This is a genomic window from Aquiflexum sp. (genome assembly GCF_041751335.1).
Classification (GTDB): domain Bacteria; phylum Bacteroidota; class Bacteroidia; order Cytophagales; family Cyclobacteriaceae; genus Aquiflexum.
Genome location: NZ_JBGSXS010000349.1, coordinates 1 through 5139, shown reverse-complemented (window position 1 = coordinate 5139; position 5139 = coordinate 1). Strand labels below are relative to the sequence as shown.

Annotated in this window: 4 protein-coding genes; 2 read left to right on the top strand and 2 right to left on the bottom strand. The window is 38.4% G+C overall.

Annotated elements, in window-relative coordinates:
* Window positions 1-291: 291 nt before the first annotated feature.
* Both ACEW8U_RS19300 and ACEW8U_RS19295 read left to right on the top strand, forming a co-directional pair.
* Entirely contained in the window at window positions 292-2619 is a 2328-nt protein-coding gene (locus ACEW8U_RS19300; RefSeq protein WP_373523696.1) for a TonB-dependent receptor domain-containing protein, read from the top strand.
* Between the two features lie 5 nt (window positions 2620-2624).
* Complete coding sequence (locus tag ACEW8U_RS19295) at window positions 2625-3467, top strand: DUF4249 family protein (protein WP_373523695.1); 843 nt, start codon at window positions 2625-2627, stop codon at window positions 3465-3467.
* A 228-nt stretch (window positions 3468-3695) separates the two neighbouring features.
* Here the strand turns inward: ACEW8U_RS19295 and ACEW8U_RS19290 are convergent, their stop codons facing one another.
* The gene (locus ACEW8U_RS19290; RefSeq protein ID WP_373523694.1) at window positions 3696-4412 is read right to left on the bottom strand and encodes an outer membrane beta-barrel protein; all 717 of its coding nucleotides are present in this window, start codon (window positions 4410-4412) and stop codon (window positions 3696-3698) included.
* A 66-nt stretch (window positions 4413-4478) separates the two neighbouring features.
* Window positions 4479-5139: Crp/Fnr family transcriptional regulator (locus tag ACEW8U_RS19285; RefSeq protein ID WP_373523693.1), on the bottom strand; the 661-nt coding region annotated here is incomplete at its 5' end.

Here is a 5139-nt window from a genome sequence, read left to right as displayed (position 1 = left end):
AATTACATCAAGGTCCACTTGAATTTTACAGCAATTCATTCTTTGCATTTTTCTTTTGATTCTCAATAATCAAAAACACCTCTATTGTACCGGTTTTGCACCTTTTACCCAACTGGTTGAAAATTAATGGGGTATAAATTCTTTTCACTTTTTAAAAAATTGGGTTCCACTTTTCTAAATCGAACTTTTTAAATGGCTCAGTACCCCAATTTTGAAGGGAATTCCAAATGGAACTCAAAGAAATTTCAAGTTAAATCAAACTTAACCATTTATCATTTTAACAAAACCACAATGAGAAAAACCACAATTATTATCCTTTTACTTTTTCTGAATGTCAGCCTACTTAGGGCCCAACCAGAAAAAATGACCCTTAGTGGGTATGTCCGCGATGCTTCGACAGGAGAAGAACTTCTAGGAGCAACCGTCTTGGTCAAAGGCTCCTCGGAAGGGGCAATTACTAACCTGTATGGATTTTATTCCATTTCCTTGAATCCTGGTCACCATACGATTTCAGTAAGCTATATGGGATTTGAATCGGAAACCATTGATCTTGAATTGCAATCCGATCTCAATCTGTCCATTGAATTGATGCCCAGCAATCTTTCCCTGGAAACGGTGGAAGTTTCGGCAATCGCCAAAGATGAAAAAATCCTGGAAATCGGAAGTGGTATAGAAAGGGTGTCCATGGATCAGATGAGAAAAATGCCCAAGCTATTGGGAGAAGTAGATCTGATCAGAAACATTCAGTTGCTTCCGGGTATATCCACAGTAGGAGAGGGTACGTCTGGATTTAATGTGCGTGGAGGTGGGGCCGAGGAAAACCTGATTTTGCTTGATGAAGCTACGGTATTCAATGCTGCACATGTGATGGGATTTTTCTCTGTATTTAATTCCGATGCCATCAAGGATGTCAAAATTTATAAAGGAGGATTGCCAGCGCAATATGGCGGAAGGTTGTCTTCCGTACTTGATGTCAGGCAATTGGAAGGGAATTCAAAAAAGTTGCAAGTCAAAGGTGGCATTGGGCTATTGAGTAGCAGACTAACTGTGGAAGGTCCCATTCAAAAAGACAAGACATCATTTTTGCTAGCAGGCAGACGCTCTTACATGGATGTATTTACCAGACTATCCGGGGATGAAGAACTGAAAAACAACAACCTCTATTTCTATGATTTCAATGCAAAGGTGAACCATAAATTTTCAGATAAAGACAGGGTCTTTCTTTCCTACTACTCTGGAAACGATGTGATGAAATTGGGTGATCTGTTCAGTAGTAGTTGGGGAAACAATACCATGACCTTGAGATGGAACCATGTTTTCAACCCCAAGTTGTTTACAAATATCACAGTCACCAACAGTAATTATTTTTACCATATCATGGGAAGCCATGGTCCCGATGCCTGGGATTGGAAATCAAGCATCTTAAACCAGACATTTAAGGCTGATGCTGCATATTTCGTTAATCCAAATAGGACTATCGATTTTGGCCTGCAATCAAATATGCAGGATTATGTACCGGGAACTATCATTCCAACAGGGGAAGAATCTGCGGTAAATTCAATAGAAATGGCCAAAGAACATGCCATTGAATCAGGAGCCTATGTATCATGGAATGAAAAAATCAATGAACAATGGAAATTTGAATTGGGACTCAGGTACGTGGACTTCAGAAGACTTGGCGGAACACAATATATTTATCAGGATGGAGTAAAGGAAAGAGATGCGATTATTGACTCAGTCAGTTTTTCAAGACATCAGACCATGGCCAGTTACAATGGTGTTGAACCAAGGTTTAACCTGAGTTATACTCCCAATAAATACACGGCCATCAAGGCTAGCTTTCATAGGGCCAACCAATTTGTGCACTTGATTTCCAACACCAATTCTCCTTCTCCCATAGATGTTTGGAAACCATCCAATGCCTATCTAAAACCGGCACAGGTGGATCAGTTATCCTTGGGCTTTGTCAAAGGAATTCAAAACAACAACTTCGAATTGGTAGTGGAAAGTTACTATAAGGATTACAGAAGGGTTCAGGATTTTAAGGATGGAGCTAAGCTGACCTTCAATGAAACCTTGGAGACAGAAGTCTTGGAGGGTATTGGCCGGGCCTATGGTTTGGAGGCCTCCATAGAAAAAAAGGAAGGCAGGCTTACAGGCCGGATCAGCTATACCCTTTCAAGGTCAGAAAGAAAGGTGGCTGGAATCAATCAAGGTGAATGGTATAGGGCCAATTTTGACAAACCTCATGACCTAAGTATTTACGGTTTGTACCAGCTCAATAAAAAGTGGGATTTCTCAGCCAATTTTGTTTTGGCATCAGGAAGACCATTTACCCAACCAATTGGAAAGTATGAATGGGAGGGAATGATTCTGCCTGTGATGGGGGATAGAAATGCACATAGGATTCCTACCTATCATAGGTTGGATATTTCAGCTAACCTGAGTCCAGAGGGTAAAAGAGGATCATGGAGTTTTGGACTTTATAATGTCTATGCCCGCAGAAATGCCTATTCAATCTTTTTCAGACAACAGGAAAATTCAACTCAGACCGAAGCTGTAAGGCTGTCGATTTTAGGATCAGTAATTCCAAGTGTAACCTATAACTTTAAATTTTAACGAAGATGAAAACTGTAAAAAATATATTGATCAGTTTGTCCATGTTTTTGATGTTCTCCTGCATGGATACCATTGAGTTGGATGTAAAATCCTATGAAGCCATGGTAGTGGTAGATGGAGAAATAAATAATATGGATGATGTGCAGTCATTAAAATTGTCAATAACCCAGCCGTATTTTCAAAGCAGCCAAAAGATAATCATTGAAGAAGCTGTAGTTAACTTATTTGAAGATAATAATCTTATAGGTACATATACTTACATCAAAGAAGGGGAGTATTTATTGGACTATAAAGGTAAAATAGGAAATGAATATAAACTTGAGATTACTCTACCGCATATTGCCGAACATCCACAATTAAGTGGGAAAGTGATATCGAGTAAAGCAGAGAAGTTGGAACCGGTTTCTGAAATTACTGCCGTGAGGTACGAATACAAACCCGAAAGTCTGGTATTTGAAGAGGGATATTATCTGTTGATAGATACTTATGATCCAAAAGGCAAAGGAAATAACTACAGATGGAAAGTAGCCGTGAACGGTATTGTTTCGAATGATCCACGCCATATCCTGGTACTGGAAGATGACAGGGTGGATGGCAATTTGATAGTTGGACTTGATCTTACCTATGACCCATTTCAGGAAGGGGATGAGATCGTAGTTTACCAACAGTCTATCAGTAATACTTTCTATCAGTATTTATTTGACATCTATATGCAGGCATTGACCCAAGAGAGTTTCTTCGATTCACCAGCCTATAATCCCAAGTCTAATCTGATTTCAGATATTGAAGTAGTGGGTTATTTTAATGCCAGTGCTTACCATAAAGCTGAAATAGTTATTGGGGACTGATTTCAGCTATCTTGCAAATATAGATTTTGCATAAGGGTCTCGTCCACGATTATTATCGGGATCGACCACTTGAATTTGTTTGTTATAGAGGAGAGGTGGAAACTATCCAATATTTGGCTACTGGCATTATTGTGGATAATCAAATTTGAAAAATACCCCATTTATTCCTGAAAAAATTAATTTCCCCTTGATATGCAATTCATCGCACATCAAGGGGAAATTTTATTTCTAAAATAAGAATCGCCATGTCAGATTGATCGGTCTGATATTTTCAACATTTCCTGCTTGAATAGGAGAGTTAAATTGGTAGGTTAGACCAAAAGTGGATGCGTTAAGGATTTCCAGTTTTTCGAAATAATCACCTTTAAACCCAAGCATCAATTCTGCCTGAAGGTTAAATGGACTGGCCACTTCTGACAAATTGATAGTTTGATTCTGATTATCTTCCCTGTAGGCAAATGTGGTACTGAGGTTATAACCGCCCCTTAATCCTGTCTGGATGAAAATATTCGGCGTTTGTTTACTGCTGTTTTCCCGAAAATAAAATCTGGTCTGAGCTGAAATGTTAAGGCTATTTTGGAATACCCTTGTATATTTTATCCCGTCGGGGGCCTGGATGAAATTATTGTTGTTTTCATCCAAAAGAGGATAAAAATCGAGATTATATGTCAATCTCTCTAGTTCTAAGCCCGTAATGAATGACAGCCTTTTGTTAAATGGCAATTCCTTCATCAGGCCTATTTGGACATTGCTATGTCCATCCTGATAAAAGTTATCGGGAACACCTTGGAGAAAACTTACCCCGGCGCCAAAGCTAAAATAGGTTTGGGATTTGTAAGGTTTTTTTGAAGTGTTACTAATTTCCTGGGCTTCAACATTTAAAATGGACAGAAGACCTAAAATAAAGATGTTAAGTAGATTTTTTTTGATAATTTGTGTTTTCATGATTATACCTGATTGATTTACAGGTACAAAGTTGGGGGAAGATGATGAGGTAAAAATTGACCTAGGTTAAGAACGTTTCTTTTTTTGCTCCATCAGCTTTTTTCTTATTCTGCTCAAGGATTCAGGTTTGATGTTGAGGTAGGAGGCAAGATGTTTTAAAGGAACCTGTTCCAGATACACGGGGTATTTCTTCATCAGCTTTACATACCGCTCACTGGCCGAATCTGTCAAAAGTGAGATTTCTCTTTGTTCTCGCCAGATGTAATATTGTTCCACAGCTGTTCTGCCAAATTTATTGCTCTCAGGAAATTGTTCATAAAGGTGCTGCAAAAATGTGTAGGGTAGGGAAGCAAGTATGCAATCATCCAAAGCCTCTATAAAAAACATCGAAGGTGTTTGTTGGATAAAGCTGGAATAAGAACAGTTAAATTCATGCTGGAAAGAGAAATCAAATGATTTTTCTTCCCCCTTAACCAATACAAAATGTCTTGTAAGCCCCTGAATCACTATAGAAAGATATCTTTCAGTTTCACCTTCATTGATAATATAGTCACCCTTATTATACTTTCTGATTTTGAATCCCTGCTTGAACACTTCCCATTGACTGTCTGTAAGTGGTAGGTAATCGAACAAAAGTTTTCTGGCTACATCAAGGTGCTGATTATATTCTTGTTCATTTAGGATTTCTTCATTAAGAAGTTTCATGGGTAGAATTATTTTTTTTGAA